The sequence below is a fragment of the Bacillus sp. SIMBA_154 genome, assembly GCF_046536015.1.
Classification (GTDB): Bacteria; Bacillota; Bacilli; order Bacillales; family Bacillaceae; genus Bacillus; species Bacillus pumilus_P.
This window is the reverse complement of the sequence record NZ_JAWJBV010000772.1, coordinates 1-228: the sequence shown is the minus strand read 5'-3', so window position 1 is coordinate 228 and position 228 is coordinate 1. Positions and strand designations below refer to the sequence as shown.

Sequence of the window (228 nt, the reverse complement as noted above, 5' to 3'; positions counted from 1 at the left end):
GAACCTTGGTTGCCAAAGGACTTCAGGCCGAGGAGCTTGTCGGCATTATGGCGGAACGTTCACCGGAGATGGTGATAGGCATCCTTGCTATTTTGAAAGCCGGGGGCGTTTACGTACCGATCGATCCGGATTATCCGAAAGAACGCATCCATTATATGCTTGAGGATTCTAACGTCTCTATCTTATTATTGCAGCATCATCTTCTGGAAGTTACCGATTATCAAAATC

Annotated in this window: 1 protein-coding gene; it reads left to right on the top strand. The window is 46.5% G+C overall.

From position 1 onward, the window contains the following. The coding region (locus R0K30_RS23990) for an AMP-binding protein (RefSeq protein ID WP_410613593.1) at positions 1-228 on the top strand (228 nt) is incomplete at both ends.